We start from the raw sequence: 16,888 nt of genomic DNA on the forward strand, positions 1-16,888 counted from the left end.
CAGCCCCGGGATGCCACCTGCTGGCGAGGTGTGCTACCTCCATCCCCCTGCCCCCCGGTAAACAAAAAGCCCGCCAAAGGAGGCGGGCTTTTTGATGGGATGCAGGTGACCGACATCAGGTGGCCAGCTGCTCCCGGGGCAAATCATGGTGACGCAGCCAGGCAAAGCTCAGGGCGACCAGCACGACCATCGCCGTCATGATGGCCCCCAGTCCCAGCTGCCCCTCCATGGGAAAGGTTGCTGCCAGCAGGGTGACCAGCCCGGCGCCCAGGTTCTGCATGCCCCCCAGAATGGCCCCGGCGGTCCCTGCCTGACCCGGGAAAGGCTCGATGGCGCAGGAGGTCGCCGTCGGATAGAGGATGCCGCTGCCGATGAAGTAGACAGCCGCGCCCCCCACCAGAGACGCCGCGCTGACGATGCCAAACAGACCCGGCAGCAGGATGATCAGGGCCCCCACCCCCAGGAAGACAATGCCCAGACGCATCAGCCTGCCCTGACTCAGCCGAAAGCTCAGGCGAGCCGAGAGCCAGGCGCCGAACAGATAACCCGGCAGGGGCAGCACGAACAGCACGCTCACCGTCTTGGCATTGAGGCCGAGCACATCACCGAGCAATACCCCCGCCGCCGCCTCGAACACCGCAAGGCCTGCGAAGGTCGCCATCAGGCAGAGCAGGTTACCCTGGAATCTGGGATTGCCGAGCACATGGCGGTAGGCGGCACGCACCCGCAGCGGCTGACGACGCGCTGGTGGCAGCGTCTCGGCAAACCAGATCAAAATGGCGAGAGTACTGATGGCGCCAAAACCGAACAGGAACCAGTAACCGGCCCGCCAGTTCAACCATTCGGTCAGCCAGCCCCCCAGCACGGGGGCCAGCAGGGGGGAGAAGATCACCCCCATGCTCACCAGGCTGTTGGCGCGGTTGAGCTCGGCGCCGCTGTAGCGATCCCGCATCACTGTCCGGCTCATGGCGCCCGCCGCCCCCGTTCCCAGCCCCTGAATGAAGCTGCCCACCAGCAGGGCGCCGGCACTCGGGATCAGCTGGATCACCAGGGTGCCAAGCAGAAACACCATCATGCCAGTCAGCAACACGGGGCGACGACCCCACTTGTCCGACAGGGGGCCATAAATAAACTGGGACAAGCCATAGGGGATCAGATAACAGGCCATCACCGCCTGCAACGACGCCGAACTCACCCCCAGATCCGCCGCCATCACCGGGATGGAGGGCACATAGAGGGTCTGGGTCATCTGGCCCACGGCGACCATGAGAATGGTCAGGAAAAACAAGGGATAAAAGCTGTGCCGATTCATAACTGCTCCACGACATCAAAAGCATGGCGCTCCTCACCGCGAGGGAGGAGTCACTGTCAGATCTGGATGAGTAATCACTGCGCGGAGGACCCGCGTTGATCGGGAGCAGATCAGCTCCCTTTAATGGCCGCCATGGTAGTGATTCGGATCACAAAATACGAACGAATCTTTGTAATCGGCTTGGCTTAGTTTTTCTAATAATACGGGGCCCAGAGGCCCCGTCCATCGTTCAGGATAATCCCCCCGGCGCCCTCATCCGGCCCGCGACACCCGCGCAGGTTCCAGCGCAGCCTTGGCGGCGCCCTCCTCACCACTCCCCAACAGCAGGCAGCGGCTGGCGACCTTGCCTGCCAGCACCTCGTCATGGGTCACCAGCAGCAGGGCGCAGCCTATCTCCCCCAGCGCCCCTAGCAGGCAGGCGATGGTCTGCTGCTGGCTCAGGGGATCGAGCCGGGAGCTGGGCTCGTCGGCAAACAACAGCACGGGGCGCAGCAACAGGGCCCGGATCAGCGACAGCCGTTGCAGCTCTCCCCCGGACACCTGGCTCGGCAGCCGGGTCAGCAGCCGCTCATCGAGGCCTAGCCGCGCCAGATAGTCGGTGAGGGGCTGGCGCGGCAGCCGGTGCAGGCGCAGCAAATCGTCAAACTGGGTGGCGAGGCGCACCCGGCTGGCGAAGGCCTGCACCGGATCCTGATAGAGCTTCTGCCAGCGGTGCGGTGCTATGCCCGTCTGGCGCAATACCCGCCCCCGCAGCGGGCGCTGCAAGCCCAGCAGCACATTGCCGAGGGTGCTCTTGCCCGCGCCGCTCGGCGCCATGATGGCGAGCCGCTCCCCTCGGGCCAGTGGCAGATCCAGCCCCTCGAACAGGGTCTGCTCCCCGTAGCCCATGGCGAGCCCCTCCCCCCTGAGCAACCAGTCGCCGGTCGGGGGATGCACGGCCTCGGGCCAGGCGGACGGCTCTGCCGCCAGCAGGGCGCGGCTGTAGGCATGGGAAGGCGTGTGCAGCACCTGTTCGGCGGGCCCCTGCTCCACTACCTCGCCCCCCTTGATCACCAGCACCCAGCCCCCCAGCGCCCGGGCCAGGGAGAGATCGTGGGTGATGGTCAGCAGGTGGCGCCCCTCGGCCAGATAACCGAGCAGCAGTTCCTGCAGCCTGACACTGGCCCGACTGTCGAGCCCCTTGGTGGGTTCGTCGGCGATGAGCAAACGGGCCTGCCCCAGGGTGGCGGCGGCAAAGGCCGCGCGTTGGGCCATGCCCCCGGAGAGCTGGTGCGGGAAGTGACGCTCCCGCCCGGCGAGCCCGAGCCGCGCCAGGGAGGCCCGCGCCCGCGAGCGCGCCTCCTTGCCTCCCGCCAGCCAGCCCTCCTCCACCTGAGGCAGCAGCCCCATGGTGGGGTCCAGTGCCAGCACCGGCTCCTGGGGCAGCATGGCCAGCTCCCGCCCCCAGAGGGTGCGCAGGGCCTGGGGGTCCGCCAGGCTGTGGCGCCGGCCGCCCATCGCCATCTCACCCCGGCCGCGCAGGGGGGCAGGCAAGGTCCCCATCAGGGCGTGGGCTAGCAGGGATTTGCCCGAGCCGCTCTCCCCTATCAGGGTCAAAGCACTGCCGGGGAGCAGGGTGAGATCCAGCGCCTGCAACAGAGTTTGCTGACCGTCATCCACCTGCAGGCCCTTGATATGAATGGTCGTCATGGGGTGACTCCTTGTGGGGATGGGGTGTGAAGAGTGCCCTGCTGATTGAGCAGCACCAGGGCCAGCAGCATCATTCCCATCACCAGGATGGGAGCCAGCAGCAGGCGGGGCGCCTCCTGATAGTGGGGCAGCGCCTCCGTCATCATCAGGCCAAGCTCAGGGGTGGGTGGCTGGATGCCCACCCCGACGAAGCCCAGGGTGGAGAGGGTCAGGATGGCCCCGGCGAGGCCAAAGGCCATCATGGTCAGCAACTGGGGGGCCAGCTCGGGCCAGAGGTGGCGCCGCACTATGTGGCCGTTGCCAAAGCCCAGCAGCCGGGACGCCTCCACCTGGGGCGAGGCGAGCAGCGCCCGGCTGCGGGCCCGCACCACCCGGTAGTACTCCACCCACTGGGCCATGGCCAGCCCGAGATAGAGGATGGCGAAGCCCCCCTGGGCCATGGCGGAGAAGAGCAGCACCAGCAGCAGGCTCGGCAGGGCCAGCACGCCGTCGGCCAGGCTGCGCAGCAGGCCGTCGACCCAGCCACCGCGCCAGGCTGAGAGCCAGCCCAGCAACGACCCCAGCAGGGCCGCCGTCAGGACGCACAGCATCCCCAGCAACAGGGAGAGCCGGGTCGCCGCCGCGAGCCGCGCCATCAGGCTGCGGCCCATCTGATCGCGCCCGAGCGGCTCCTGCCAGGAGGGGTCGGCCAGGAACTGCACCAGATCCTGGGCGGCGGGATCGGGCCAGAGCATTGGGCCCAGCAGGGCAAACAGCACCACCAGCAAGAGCAGGCTTGCTCCCGCCTTGACAGAGAAAGACATGATCAGGACTCCTTGTGACCGCGGGGATCGATGGCGAGACAGAGCAGATCCGTCAGGGTATTGAGCAGCACGAACAGCGCCGCCAGCACCAGCACGGTGCCCTGCACCATGGGGATGTCGCGCCAGAAGATGGCGTGCACCAGGGCATGGCCGATGCCGGGCCAGGCGAACAGGCTCTCCACCACCACTACCCCTTCGATCAGCAGCACCAGTTGAACCCCTGTGTAGGCGATGACGCTGACCCCGCTGTTGCGCAGGCCGTGACGCCTGAAGACCCGGGCGGGCGAGAGCCCCTTGGTGAGGGCGAAGCGGTAATAGCCGGACTGCACCACGGTGAGCACGCTCTCGCGCACCACCCGGGAGAGTACCCCCGAGAGCCCCAACCCCAGGGTGAGGGCGGGCAGCAGCAGGTTGCTCCCCTCCCCGTGACCGGCGGCGCTGACCCAGCCCAGCTCCACCGAGAGCAGCACCATGAGCACCAGGCCGAGCAGGAAGGGAGGCAGCGCACGCATCAGCACGCTCCAGCCCAGGGTCAGGCGATCACACCATCCTCCGGGGCGCAGGGCGCTCAGGCTGCCGAGCGGCAGCGCCACCACCAGGGCCAGGGCCACGGCGGCCACCGCCAGGGACAGGGTGGCCCCCAGGTGGTGGCCCACCTCGCTGGCCACAGGCGCCCCCGTCACCAGGGAGCTGCCGAGATCCCCCTGCAGCAGGGCGCCCAGCCAGTCAGCGAAGCGGGAGAGGGCCGAACCGGCCAGCCCTAGCTCGCTGCGCACCGCATTGGCGGCCTCGGCGGTGACATAGTCATAGCCGTAGCGGCCTGCGGCGATGCGAAAGGCGAGATCTCCGGGCAGGGATTGCACCATCAGAAAGCAGAGCCCGGCCACCAGCAGGGCCACCATCAGCGCCTGCACCAGCCGCTGACCCAGGATCCCCATGACGGCGGAGAAGGGAATCGCTGTCATTGGGCGCTCCATGTCAGTGTGTCCAGACGGTAGCTGCGCTCCTGGGGATCCAGCTCAAAGCCCTTCAGCGCACGGCTGACTGCCGCGCTCTGGCGGTACCAGGCGATGGGCAGCAGCGGCAACTCCTGCTGCAGGGTGGTGGCGATGTCACGGCGCAGTGCCGCGGCCTCCTCGGCGGGCAGGCTCTCCTTGCCAAGACGGGCCAATTTTTGCTCCATGGCCGGGGAGTGCCAGTTCATCACCCCCCAGTCGGCACCGGCAGGCGCCAGGTCCCCCAGCAGGGTGACCAGGGGATCCGGCACCAGGGCATAGTTGCGGGCATAGAGGCCGAGCTGGAGCGAGCCATCCTGATGACCGGCCGGGATCTCGCTCGAGTTGCCCACCACCACTTTGAGATCCACCCCCACCGCCTTCCACTGCGCCTGCAGTGCCGTGGCCAGCAGGGGCAATTCCGGGCGATCCGGGAAGGTGCGCAGAGTCAGGGCGAAGCGCTCCTCCCCCTTGTGCAGCACACCATCCGCCCCCAACAGCCAGCCTGCCGCCGCCAAGGCCGCCTGAGCTGCCTTGACGTCATAGGCGAGCGGGGTCAGCCCGGGTTGATGCCACTCCCCCAGGGTGGGAGGGAAGAGCTGGGTCGCCGCCATCTCGGGATCCCGCAGCAGGGCCGCCGCCATGCCACGGCGATCGATAGCGAGACTGAGGGCGCGGCGCACCGCTGGATCCTTCAGAAGAGGATCGGCCCCATTGAGCTTGAGCTGTATGGTGCGCGGCAGGGTAACGGAGGCGATGGCGACCCGGGGCGCCTGCTGCAAGCGGCGGATGCTGACCGGATCCAGCCCCCAGGCGATGTCGGCCTTACCGCTCTCGGCCATCAGGGTGCGGCTCTCGGCGCGGCTCACTGTCAGGTAACTTACCTGCGAGATGGCAGGCTGGGGACCCTGCCAGCCATCGAAGCGCTCTGTCTCGACTCGCTGGGGTTGCTGCAACCGGGTGATGCGATAGGGGCCTGAGCCGATGACCTGGGTCACCTCTCCCTTGGCATCATAGGCCCCCTTCGCCAGGATCTGGGTGCTGGGGTGAGCCAGCACGGCAGCCAGGGGGGCGAAGGGGCCGGTGAGGGTGACCAGCAAAGCCCCCTTGCGGGCCTCAATGGACGCTATGGGGGCGCTGGTCATGACGCCGGGCTTGCGCCAGGCCTGCTGCAGGGCAAAGGCGGCCTGCTCGGCGCTCACCTCGCTGCCATCGTGAAAGCGGGCCCCGGGGCGCAGGGTGAATCGCCATTGCAAACCATCCCTGGAGCTTGACCACTGGCTGGCGAGCCCGGGTTGCAGATTGCCCTGGCTGTCGACCTCGACCAGGGTCTCCGCCACCTGCATGCGGGTAAAGAAGACCCCGTTGCTGGCGGGATCGACACTGTGGATCTCCCAGGGCCCCACCATGGCCAGCGGCTTGCCGTGAGCGGCATTCATCCCCACCAGCAGTGCCAGTGCGCACCATCGTGCAGAGGTGTGTATTTTTGTCATCCATTCCATCCAAACAATAATGATTATCAATAAAATACTGGTGTTATAACATAACAACCTAATGGAAAGAATGACTCTTGATTTTTGATAAATGGCTTATTTACAGCGGGAAAGGGGTGAGCAGGTGAGAGGCCCTGCAGGCGTGAAGGGCAGTCAATGGGGCGGCGATCATAAAAAGAGATGGCCCGTCATCGGGCCATCGTCATCATCCTAGCGGGTCACCATCTGCTGCGCCCGCTTGACCTGATCCTCGGGACTTTCGTTGCGCGGTGGTATGGTGATGCCCTTCTGGCAGGCGGGTTTGGCCCCCATGCGCGCCATCCAGGCCTGCAGATGCGGCAGACCCTCGATGGAGATGCCGCTCCAGTCATAGATCCGCACCCAGGGCCAGGTGGCGATGTCGGCGATGCTGTACTCGTCGGCCAGGTACTCATGGTGGGCAAGATGGCCGTCGAGCACTTCGAACAGACGGCGCCCCTCCTTCTGGTAACGCTCTATGGCCGCCGGGATCTTCTCTGGGAAGTAGCGATAGAAGACGTTGGCCTGGCCCATCATGGGGCCGACGCCGCCCATCTGGAACATCAGCCACTGGATGGCCTGGGAGCGACGCTTGGGCTCTTGCGGCAGCAGCTTGCCGGTTTTTTCCGCCAGATAGAGCAGGATGGCGCCGGATTCGAACACAGCGAAGTCACCATTATCCCGATCGACGATGGCAGGGATGCGGCCATTGGGGTTGATGGCCAGAAACTCGGGCTTCTTCTGCTCCTGGGTCGAAAAATCGAGCGGGATCACGTTATAAGGCAGACCCAACTCTTCGAGGGCGATGGCGACCTTGAAGCCGTTTGGCGTCGCGGCCGTGTAGAAATCAATCATCATCTTCTCCTTGGTTGCCCAACTCACAGGGTGCCGGGCGTCTCTGATGGTAGAGTGACTCAGGCCTGGGCACTGGGTCTGCTTGAGACCGCATCATACCAACGCTTGAGGGATGTCTGCTCATCGGCTATGTGCAGTTCCAGCGTCCTGGCGGCAAAGTCTATGGCGCATATGGCAAGAATGTCGGCGATAGTGAAACGATCTCCGGCAATATAGGCAGACTCTTGCAGCCTTGCCTCCAACTTGCCGAACCACTGACTCGTCAATAATTTGCACTCCTGCCCCCACTCGGGGAAACAAGTCTCCCTGTCCTGATAAAAGCCGGTGATGTGGCGAAAGGCCATGCCCGCTGGCAGCCAGAGGTTGAACTCGATGAAGCGGCTCCACATCTCTATCTGGGCCCGCTCCAGCGCCGTGGTGCCAAACAGATTGTTCTCGGGGTAGAGCTCCTCGAAGTAACGGCAGATAGCGACCGACTCGCTCAGATAGCTACCGTCATCCAGCGCCAGCACCGGAATGCGCCCGGCCGGATTCTTGGCCAGAAAGTCCGGACTCAGGTTCTCACCGCCGCTCAGATCGACCTGTTCATAGGCCATGTCGACCCCTTTCTCGGCCAGAAACATCCGCACCCGGCGCGCATTGGGGGCTCGCCGCAACTCATAGACTTTCATCCTGCTCTCCATTTCTAAACGAACAGTTAGAAACTAGTCTTATCTAAACGAACGGTCAAGAATTTGTTATAGTGGCAACAGGAGACACTATGGCCCGGAAAACTGCATTCGATCCAGCCGAAAAGCTGGAACAAGCCATGACACTGTTCTGGCAAAAAGGCTTTGAGGCAACCTCGATCCAGGATCTGGTCGATGCCTTGGGCATCAATCGTTTCAGCCTCTACAACAGCTTCGGCGACAAGCACACCCTGTTTCAAATGGCGCTGGATCACTACATCGACAAGGTCTCACGCCAGCGCCTCACCCCTTTGCTCTGCGAGCGCGGCGGGATTGCGGCCATCCATGGCTGGCTAGATGCCCTGGCGCAGCGCCTGACTCAACCCGGCAACCTGGGTTGTTTCTTGCAAAATGCCCAGATAGGCACAGCCATGGATGAACCCAGGGTGCACGAGTGCATCGCGGCCATGCACCAGGAGTTGCAGCAGGCGCTGACCCATGCGCTCAGGGTCGCGATTCGAGATGGGGAATTGGCGGGCAATACAGACGTGGAAGCACTGGCGCGCTTTTTGTTTGTGCATGTGCAGGGCTGTATCTTGCTCGGGAAGGGAGGAGGCAATGGCGACACCTTGCGCGCCGACATTGCCACCCTCAAACGCCAGCTCACCCTGTGGCAGGGCGGCCAGCTGACGGTCTAGTTAACAGTCCCCGGCTGGCTGCGCTGACGCAGCAGGCTCAGGCGTGACAACAGTGGGAGGTACGAGGCGAGTTTGTCCAGCAGCAGCTGGCTGCTGGTCGGGCTCTCCCACTCGTGACCATCCATCACAATGCCGTTGGAGACAAAGTAGTAGCGGGGATCCCGTACATCAGGCCCACGGCGCGTGTTTGCCCCTCCCGAATCCTCCGCCGTACACACCCAGAGCGGCAGCACGGGCAATCCAATCGAGGTCTCGGTCTCCCCCGCCACAGATTCCGGCCAGTGGGCCTCATCATCGAGTAGCAAGATGGCGGCCTCATCTCGAGTCGGATTCCATTGACTCGGACTGGTCACCACGATGCGGTTAAAATAGGTGCCGACGTCGGCGGACGTCTGTAACGCCTGCAGCAACCCATTGACCGCCATGGACGACGGTTTATGACTGACTAATGACAAGTTCATACGACACATCCCTATGAGTGATGGAGCTTGTTATTACACGTGCCAGGGGTCTGGCGAGACAAGACTAGACCAAAATGTTATGTAAAGTCAGCCATTGATGGATGCTATATATTTAGCGCTTCTCGATGGGGGATAAAGCTTGCGGTTCAAAAGTATGCTGCTATAATTTCGCGTCCTTTTATCCCCGTTCTTTAACATCCAGTGGTGAACCTATGCATCCGATGCTGAATATCGCCGTGCGCGCTGCGCGCAACGCCGGTCAAGTAGTAGTAAAAGCCTTCTCCCAGCCCGAAAACATCGAGGCCACTCAGAAAGGCAGCAATGACTTCGTGACCAACGTTGACCGTGAAGCCGAAGCGGCCATCATTCATACCATCAAAAAATCTTACCCAGAACACAGCATCATCGCTGAAGAGTCTGGTGAGATTGCCGGTACCAATCCGGACTACCAATGGATCATTGACCCACTGGATGGCACGACCAACCTGGTCAAGGGCATTCCGCACTTTGCCGTCTCCATCGCCCTGCGCGTCAAGGGCAAGACCGAACAGGCCGTCGTCTACGATCCCATCCGTGACGAACTCTTTACCGCTACCCGTGGTAATGGCGCCCAGCTGAACGGCTACCGCATCCGTGTCGGCAAAGCTAAAGACCTGTCCGGCACCGTGCTGGCCACCGGCTTCCCGTTCAAGCAGAAACACCACATCGAGCCTTACCTGAAGATGTTCCAGAGCATGTTCATCGAGTGTGCTGACATCCGTCGCGCCGCCGCGCCTTCCCTGGATCTGGCCTATGTCGCCGCTGGCCGCATCGACGGTTACTGGGAAATCGGCCTCAAGCCTTGGGAAAGTGCCGCCGGTGAACTGCTGGCCAAAGAGTCTGGCGCCATCGTCACCGATTTCGTGGGTGGTCATAACTACGAAAACTCCGGCAACATGGTGGTTGCCAACCCGCGCGTCCTCAAGGTGATGCTCGGCAAGATCCGCGAGAATCTGCCGGAATCTCTGGCCAAATAAGCCAATTCCGACTCTTGCACCTTAAACCCGGCTCAGGCCGGGTTTTTTATATCTGCTACTTATCAAGGCAACCAGGGATCCCGGCCGTAGTACCGCTCTCCAACGCAGCCATCCCCAGCCCCGTATAAGCCCTTGATACAGACCTTCCAGCCCTGGAATCGGCAGATGTCCCGGATGACTCGATGTGCCATGTTGTCGCCTGATCACATTGCCCGCGACCGCCTCCCTGGCAGCCCGCTAAAAACAAACACCCGGCGCCAGGCCGGGTGTTGAAATTAACGCGCAGCGACCGGGCCAGTCTGAGCCAACCCGATACTGACCTCATCAGACCAGGCGGAAGCGGCCTATGGTCTGCTTGAGCCCGGCCGCCAACTGGCTCAGCTCCAGGCAGGCTTGGGCCGTGTGCTCGGCACCAGTTGCAACCTCGCGAGAAGACTCATTTATCCGCTCGACATTGCGCCCCAGCTCGTCGGAGACCGCATCCTGTTCGCTGCAGGCACTGGCGATCTGGATGGCCATGTCGGCTATCTGGGCCACCGCCTCTTCAATCTGCTGAATACCCACCCCGGTCTGTTCGCTCTGGCCGACACACTGGCGGATCATGTCACAGCTCTGCCCTGTCACCTTGCGCGCCTGGTTAGCTCGGGCCTGTAGCGTCTCTATGATGGCAATGATCTCCCCGGTGGAGGCCTGAGTACGGCCAGCCAGGGTACGTACCTCATCGGCCACCACGGCAAAGCCACGACCCTGCTCACCCGCCCGCGCCGCCTCGATGGCAGCATTGAGCGCCAGCAAGTTGGTCTGATCGGCGATGCCACGGATCACATCGACCACCAGATTGATCTGGGCCGACTCCCGCTCCAGCTCGGTTACCAGGATGCCGGCCTGCTCCATCTCGGCGGCCACCTGATTGATGGCGACCAGGGAGCCCTGCACATCCTGGTTGCCGCGACGAGCCAGCCGGTTGGCGGCGCTCGCAGAATCAGAGGCCATCTCGGTATTGCCAGCCACATCCGCCACCGTCGCCTTCATCTGCGCCATGGCGGTCGCCACTTGCGTGATCTCCTGCTGTTGATGGGCGATCCCCCGTGAAGATTGCTCGGAGACGGCGCTCACCTCCTCGATGGCCGTACCCAGCTGGGTGACGGCGGCCACCACCTCTTCAATGAGCCGGCGCAGGTTGTCCTGCATCTGCAACGTGGCCTTGGCAAGCATGCCCAGCTCATCCTTGCCGATGTGCTGGCGATCCAGTCTGTGGGTCAAGTCTCCGGCGGCGATGGCATTGGCCTGACTCACCACGGCCTGCAGGGGTCGGCAGATCTGGCGCGTCAGGAACCAGGTCATGGCGATCATGAACAGCACCAGGGCCCCGATGCTGACGCTGGAGAGGGTGAGCAGCGTGCTGATACTGCCGAGCAGCCCCCCCCGGTTTTCCTGCACAAAGCCCAGGTTGACGCTGATCAGGTTGTTCACCTCCTGCTCCAGGCGGCTGTAACCCTCATTGGTCTGGAACAGCTGAACGCGGGCCTGTTCCCGGTTGCCCTGGGTGAGCTGGCGCTCAAAATCGCCCACACTCTGTCGATAGTCGAGCCAGGCCTGCTTGGTACGATTGAATACCTGACGCTCATTATCGCTACCGACCGTGGCTTCATAGCCGCGCATAGCCCCATCCACCTTGCCGATATTGGCCTGGATCCGGCCAAGCCGCGCCTGCAGATCGGCCGCATCATCCACCATCAGCACGGCAAACTGGGCACGGCGCACATAAGAGACGTCATACATGAGGTTTTCAACCGAGATGACACTCGGCAGGGTTGAGTCGGTAAAATTCAATACGCGTTCCCGCACCGTTCTTAATTCACTGGCGAGGAAGAGACCGAATATCATATTGACGATGGCGATCACGAAAAACACCAGGGCAATTTTCTTGCCGATGGAGAGGTCTTTATAAAACATGTTTACCCATATTCCTCAACTGCCGAATGGCAGAGGCTGTTGGTCATCATGTCCTTATGGCATGCGCCGCCCGGGAGTCCTGCTGGGAGGTGTCGATAGGCCGAGAAGGGAAATTCCCGGCAGTTGCCGACTATATCATACCCCCTTGCCAACCCCGACTATTCGCGCCATGAATATTGGCAAGATTATTAACAGCACTGTATTTAACGGACCATCTATTAGTCTCAATAAATTAGCTAGTGCACTTTTTGATCTATTCAATCCATATATCACCGCTCATCCTGGCGGTTATCGTTTCGCCTGATAAAGATGCCCGGATAATAACAACGTCCCTTTTTTATCTGCGGCATGATGGGATCCCCCTCTCCCGCGACTCGGTATCAGACCAACATTGAGCGACTTATCATCAGTGACGAATTTTTCCTGCAGAAGGCCGACTGCCATGGTGGGGCCAGAGGGCGAGTTAGGCTATGATGAGCGCCGACCCTGCCCCTCTTGCTACCTGCATGTTGTTACAAGGAGCTAACCCATGATCAGACTCGCGGTGATCGGAACCAACTGGATCACAGAAAAATTCATCGAAGCGGCACTGCTGAGCAAGGCTTTTCAGCTGACTGCCGTCTACTCCCGCCAGCGCGCCACCGCAGAAGCCTTTGCCGCCCAGTATGATGATCCGGCCTGCTTCGACGATCTGGCCGAGTTTGCCGCCAGCCCCTGCTTCGACGCCGTCTACGTGGCGAGTCCCAACTCCCTGCACTGCCCCCATACGCTGCAACTGCTGGCGGCGGGCAAACATGTGATCTGCGAGAAGCCACTCGGCTCCAACCTGGCCGAGGTCGAGGCCATGTACCAATGCGCCCGTGAGCGGGGCGTCATCTTGTTCGAAGCCTTCAAGACCGCCTACCTGCCAAACTTCCGCCTGCTGGCCGAGCAACTGCCCCGTCTGGGCCAGGCGCGACGTGCCAGCTTCAGCTATTGCCAGTTCTCCTCCCGTTGGCCCAAGTACCTGGCCGGTGAACAGCCCAATACCTTCAACCCGGCCTTCTCCAATGGCTCCATCATGGACATTGGCTACTACTGCGTGGCCAGTGCCATCGCCCTGTTTGGTGCGCCAGAGCGGGTCACCGCCAGCGGCCAGTTGCTGGAGACCGGGGTCGACATTCAAGGCACAGTGCTGCTGCACTACCCGGATTTCGAGATGGTGATCAGCCACTCCAAGGTGTCTGACTCCTTCATCCCAAGCGAGATCCAGGGCAGCGAAGGCGCCTTCATCATAGAGCACCTCTCCGAGAGCACCGGGCTGACCTGGATAGCCCGCGACGGCCAGCGGGAAGTCCTGACCCTGCCCCAGTCTGACAACAGCATGATCTATGAGGCCACGGCCTTCGCCGCCCAGATAACCGCAGGCCAAATGGATGAAGCTGCGGTGACGCGCTCCATCGACACGGCGCGGGTCATCACCCAGGTACGCCATCAGGTTGGTGTGCGCTTCCCGGCCGATCAAGCCTGATTGGCCAGCCACTAGCCGATAGAAAGAGGCCCCGCACTGCGGGGCCTCTTGTTTTGCAGCTATCCTCCCTAGAGCGTTGCGGCCAGCTCCGCCAGCTGATCCGTGCATTGGCCCCAACCGCTGTGAAAACCCATAGCCTCATGCTCCTTGCGATCCGCCTCGCTCCAATGGCGTACCCATGCCCGATAACGGGTGCCCTCCCCCTCGGGAGTAAAACTCAAGATCAGCGTCATGAAGGGACGGGCCGTCGGTTGCCAGGCTCGCTCATAGGCATCGGTCGAGACGATACGCCGCCCCGGCTCCAGTGCCAGGTAGATGCCGGGACAGGGGATCTGTTCACCATTGGGTCCCCCCATCACCACCAGACTGGCCCCGCCAACCCGCACATCCAGCTCGGCGCTCAGGGTGCGCCAGGGCTGGGGAGCGAACCAGCGCATCAGCAACTCAGACTCGGTCCAGCAGCGATAAAGCGCCTCCGGCGAGGCCGCTATCCATCGCTCCAGCACCAGATCACGAGCCTCATCCAGCTGTTCTGTCATCATGGCATTGCTTCCTGTGTCAGTGAGATAACATCCGATTGATCAGAGAGGGGGTGAAGGCTCACCGCCGCCTTGCTAACTGGGCCGAGTGAATGGGCCCCCCGGCAAGCGAGCCTCACGCATTTCCCTCATAGGCCCGCTGCAAGGTTGCGATGTCGAGTCGCCCCATTCTCATCAGGGCGCCAAACACCCGGGCACTGGCGGAGGGATCCCCTGAGAGCCACTGGGGCAGTTGCCGTGGCACCAGTTGCCAGGAGAGCCCGAACCTGTCTTGCAGCCAGCCGCACTGATCCGCCCGCCCCCCTTCGCTCAAGGCCTGCCAGCGCTTGTCCAGCTCCAGCTGGTTATCACAGTATCCCACCAGCGAGCAGGCCGGCGTGTGGGGAAATTGCGGCCCACCATTGAGGGCCAGGTAGTGGCTCCCCTCGAGGCGGAAATGCACCGTCAGCACGCTGGCCGCCGGGCGATGCGTACCGGGCAGAGGCGGATCAGCCTCTTGCCCGGGATAGTGGTTGATGGCCAGGATCCCGGACTCGGGAAACAGGCTGATGTAGAGTTCGGCGGCGGCCTGGGCCTGGCCGTCGAACCAGAGGCAGGGAATGACGCCCATGGGATGACTCCTGTTGAACCAGCAATGAGTATAAATGCCCTTCCGGGGAGGGCCAGTTCACCCCCGTTCGACGCTGCGCGCTTGCTAACCGGCACCCATCCCCCTGACATCACGGGTTCTTGACCAGCAGCCACTCCCCCTTGCCAATGGGCAGCAACAGTTGCTGAAATCCGGGATCCTGTGCCACCTCCGTCATCCAATCCTCAAGTTCATGGTGATGGGAGATGGCGTTGTCGACGACGAGCAGGCCACGGGTGGACAGTAGCGCCCTGATGCTCGGCCACCAGCTGGTGGTACTGGCTGCGATCCGCATCGAGGAAAACAAGATCGAATGCCCCCTTGGCCAGGCATGGCAGTATGGCCTCCGCTTTCCCCGCCAACTGGATGATGACGCTCTCCAGCCCCGCACGGTGAAAATTCGCCTGCGCCATCGTCCGTTTCAGCGGCGTCATTATTGGTCATCTATATCGGGGGGATATCCCCCATCAGGTAGCGGGCACCGGCACCATGACGAGCGGCCTGATCTTGCGGGTTGTAGAGGGCGCAGTGGCGCAGGGAGAGACAACCGCAGCCCACACAGGCGCTGAGCTTGCGCTGCATCAGTTGCAGCGCCGTGATGCGGGCCTCGAGCAGCAACTGCCAGTCACGGGCAAGGGCGGACCAATCCTCCGGGGTCGGTGTGCGCCCCTCGGGCAGCCCGGCCAGGGCATGCCCTATCTCTTCCAGACTAAGACCCACTCCTTGTGCGGCGCGGATGAAGGCGACACGGCGCAGCACATGCTGGGGATAGACTCGTTGCCCCCCCTGGCTGCGAGCACTGCTGATCAGCCCTTTCTGCTCGTAGAAGCGCAAGGCACTGGCCTTGACCCCGGCGCGCTTGGCGAGTTGGCCGATGGCAAGCCAGCCATGGCCAAGCTCGCCATTCGTCATGCTCTGTTCGGGGGCTGAAGGGATTGGCCCCTGCCCGCGTTCAATATCGTCCTTGCTCATGGATACCTCCCTGCTTCACCAATCAATGTCCGCTCTGGGACAAAACGCGCTCCCTGTGGCTGTCGCTTGCCCTCATCCCTCATCTCTCATGCTCCTGCATCCCTCATGTTCCAGCATCCAAGTCAGCGCCCCCTGGACAAGAGGCTGCACCGGGTCCCTTGACTTAAAGTTAACTTTAACTTGCATGATTCGAACTCTCACCGTCAAGGAGTCACCGCATATGATGTCACTGCACAACCTGCTCGATGCCAACCAGCAGTTCGCCCTCAATGGCCGAGGCACCACCAATCACTGTCCCATGGCGCTCCATGCCCTGGCTGAAATGGGAGCAGATGAGGCGCGCCTTAACGACTTCTTCGCATACTGGCAGCGCGACAAGGCCCTGCCCGCGAGCCCTGGGAGCGGGCTCACGGATGAGGGGCAGGATCCGGAGGCTCGCTTCAGCCAGCTTAGGGCCGACTTTTCAAGCAAGGTTGCCAGAGAGGGCTGGCAGCCCCTGTTTACCCAGATAGTGGCTCAGGGGATATCTCCGGCCAGTGGCGCCTTTCATCCTATGATCCGCCTCGCCTGTGCCATCGAAAACGGCCATCAGGGCGAACAGGCTGCGGCACTGGCAGCCTGGCATTGCAAACCGCTGCACCTGGCTCAAGGGTTGGGAGCCCCATGCCCGGATCTCCCCGCTCTGCTGGCGCGTCTCCATGAGGCATTGGGCGGCTGGCACAGTGATCAGGGCTGGATCACCGCCCGCCTTCGCCAACTAGCCGAGAGCCCCGCCTTTGTGCAGACCTTGCCCCGCGACCTGACGGGTGTCCCGCCACTGACCGAGGGAAAGTGCGGCCCCGGGAACCTACTGCGCATCCTGGCCGAGCTGGCCCTGGCGCTCTACTGGCAGACCCGGGATTTTACCGTATTGCATCTGGTGACCGGCACCCGGGCGGCCACCATCATCAGTGCGCAGCTCGGTGAGCCGCTGCGCGGTGAGTTTATCCGGCTCCTCTGGCAAGGAGTGGCCGCCGCCTATGTGACGGTCGGCGCCCCTTCGCTCAACGGGCCTCACTGGCCTGCGCCGGGGGATATTCACTGGCAGCAGGTGGTGGCTCTGGCCATCAATAGCAATGACGATCACTGCATCAAGCTGGTTCACGCCTGCTGGCGCGAACGGGCTGTCTCTCGCCACTACCTGGCGGTGGCGGCCCGGGAAGTTGGCTTGCTGGGCAATGGCTGATGCGATGAGAAAATAGGGGGACGGGAGCTGGCCTTTGAGGTGAGCCAACC

17 protein-coding genes are annotated in these 16,888 nt (G+C 62.7%); 4 read left to right on the plus strand and 13 right to left on the minus strand.

The window, feature by feature from the left end; all coding sequences use genetic code 11:
- Positions 1-115 precede the first annotated feature (115 nt).
- From emrD to KYK33_RS12235, 7 genes are all read right to left on the minus strand, one after another.
- A complete protein-coding gene (emrD, locus tag KYK33_RS12205) occupies positions 116-1,312 on the minus strand; it encodes a multidrug efflux MFS transporter EmrD (RefSeq protein ID WP_224430684.1) in 1,197 nt (398 codons plus the stop codon).
- Positions 1,313-1,564: 252 nt separating this feature from the next.
- On the minus strand, positions 1,565-3,001 hold the full coding sequence (locus tag KYK33_RS12210) for an ABC transporter ATP-binding protein (RefSeq protein ID WP_224430685.1): 1,437 nt from the start codon (positions 2,999-3,001) through the stop codon (positions 1,565-1,567).
- Positions 2,998-3,804 carry an ABC transporter permease gene (locus tag KYK33_RS12215; RefSeq protein ID WP_224430686.1) on the minus strand — a complete coding sequence of 269 codons (807 nt, stop codon included), beginning with the start codon at positions 3,802-3,804 and terminating at the stop codon, positions 2,998-3,000. Before KYK33_RS12215 ends, KYK33_RS12210 begins: the two co-directional genes overlap by 4 nt.
- A gap of 2 nt (positions 3,805-3,806) precedes the next feature.
- Positions 3,807-4,769 (minus strand): ABC transporter permease, encoded by a 963-nt coding sequence (locus KYK33_RS12220; protein WP_224430687.1) that lies wholly within the window; start codon positions 4,767-4,769, stop codon positions 3,807-3,809.
- Complete coding sequence (locus tag KYK33_RS12225; RefSeq protein WP_224430688.1) at positions 4,766-6,292, minus strand: ABC transporter substrate-binding protein; 1,527 nt, start codon at positions 6,290-6,292, stop codon at positions 4,766-4,768. Before KYK33_RS12225 ends, KYK33_RS12220 begins: the two co-directional genes overlap by 4 nt.
- A 210-nt stretch (positions 6,293-6,502) precedes the next feature.
- On the minus strand, positions 6,503-7,165 hold the full coding sequence (locus KYK33_RS12230; RefSeq protein WP_224433007.1) for a glutathione S-transferase family protein: 663 nt from the start codon (positions 7,163-7,165) through the stop codon (positions 6,503-6,505).
- A gap of 59 nt (positions 7,166-7,224) precedes the next feature.
- Positions 7,225-7,836, minus strand: coding sequence for a glutathione S-transferase family protein (locus KYK33_RS12235; protein ID WP_263479943.1), 612 nt, complete (start codon positions 7,834-7,836; stop codon positions 7,225-7,227).
- Positions 7,837-7,925: 89 nt separating this feature from the next.
- Here KYK33_RS12235 and KYK33_RS12240 point away from each other — a divergent pair, with 89 nt between their 5' ends.
- Complete coding sequence (locus KYK33_RS12240; RefSeq protein WP_224430690.1) at positions 7,926-8,531, plus strand: TetR/AcrR family transcriptional regulator; 606 nt, start codon at positions 7,926-7,928, stop codon at positions 8,529-8,531.
- Here KYK33_RS12240 and KYK33_RS12245 read toward each other — a convergent pair.
- On the minus strand, positions 8,528-8,992 hold the full coding sequence (locus KYK33_RS12245) for a hypothetical protein (RefSeq protein ID WP_224430691.1): 465 nt from the start codon (positions 8,990-8,992) through the stop codon (positions 8,528-8,530). The two genes, KYK33_RS12240 and KYK33_RS12245, sit on opposite strands and share 4 nt — an antisense overlap.
- Positions 8,993-9,204: 212 nt before the next feature.
- Between KYK33_RS12245 and suhB the strand changes: the two genes are divergently transcribed.
- The gene (gene suhB / locus KYK33_RS12250; protein WP_042042263.1) at positions 9,205-10,008 is read left to right on the plus strand and encodes an inositol-1-monophosphatase; all 804 of its coding nucleotides are present in this window, start codon (positions 9,205-9,207) and stop codon (positions 10,006-10,008) included.
- Positions 10,009-10,332: 324 nt separating this feature from the next.
- Here the strand turns inward: suhB and KYK33_RS12255 are convergent, their stop codons facing one another.
- Positions 10,333-11,964 (minus strand): methyl-accepting chemotaxis protein, encoded by a 1,632-nt coding sequence (locus KYK33_RS12255; protein WP_224430692.1) that lies wholly within the window; start codon positions 11,962-11,964, stop codon positions 10,333-10,335.
- A gap of 529 nt (positions 11,965-12,493) precedes the next feature.
- Between KYK33_RS12255 and KYK33_RS12260 the strand changes: the two genes are divergently transcribed.
- Positions 12,494-13,474 (plus strand): Gfo/Idh/MocA family protein, encoded by a 981-nt coding sequence (locus tag KYK33_RS12260; RefSeq protein ID WP_224430693.1) that lies wholly within the window; start codon positions 12,494-12,496, stop codon positions 13,472-13,474.
- Between the two features lie 68 nt (positions 13,475-13,542).
- Here the strand turns inward: KYK33_RS12260 and KYK33_RS12265 are convergent, their stop codons facing one another.
- The 4 genes from KYK33_RS12265 to soxR form a co-directional block, all read right to left on the minus strand.
- On the minus strand, positions 13,543-14,016 hold the full coding sequence (locus KYK33_RS12265; protein ID WP_224430694.1) for an SRPBCC family protein: 474 nt from the start codon (positions 14,014-14,016) through the stop codon (positions 13,543-13,545).
- 112 nt (positions 14,017-14,128) lie between these two features.
- Positions 14,129-14,623 (minus strand): VOC family protein, encoded by a 495-nt coding sequence (locus tag KYK33_RS12270; protein ID WP_224430695.1) that lies wholly within the window; start codon positions 14,621-14,623, stop codon positions 14,129-14,131.
- Positions 14,624-14,732: 109 nt separating this feature from the next.
- Entirely contained in the window at positions 14,733-14,948 is a 216-nt protein-coding gene (locus KYK33_RS12275; RefSeq protein WP_224430696.1) for a hypothetical protein, read from the minus strand.
- Between the two features lie 137 nt (positions 14,949-15,085).
- Positions 15,086-15,553 carry a redox-sensitive transcriptional activator SoxR gene (soxR, locus tag KYK33_RS12280; RefSeq protein WP_224433008.1) on the minus strand — a complete coding sequence of 156 codons (468 nt, stop codon included), beginning with the start codon at positions 15,551-15,553 and terminating at the stop codon, positions 15,086-15,088.
- A 280-nt stretch (positions 15,554-15,833) separates the two neighbouring features.
- On the opposite strand from soxR, the gene KYK33_RS12285 reads away from it, so the two are divergent.
- Positions 15,834-16,838 (plus strand): questin oxidase family protein, encoded by a 1,005-nt coding sequence (locus tag KYK33_RS12285; RefSeq protein WP_224430697.1) that lies wholly within the window; start codon positions 15,834-15,836, stop codon positions 16,836-16,838.
- Positions 16,839-16,888 lie beyond the last annotated feature (50 nt).

Source organism: Aeromonas rivuli (genome assembly GCF_020149575.1).
In the GTDB taxonomy this organism is placed as follows: Bacteria; Pseudomonadota; Gammaproteobacteria; order Enterobacterales; family Aeromonadaceae; genus Aeromonas; species Aeromonas rivuli.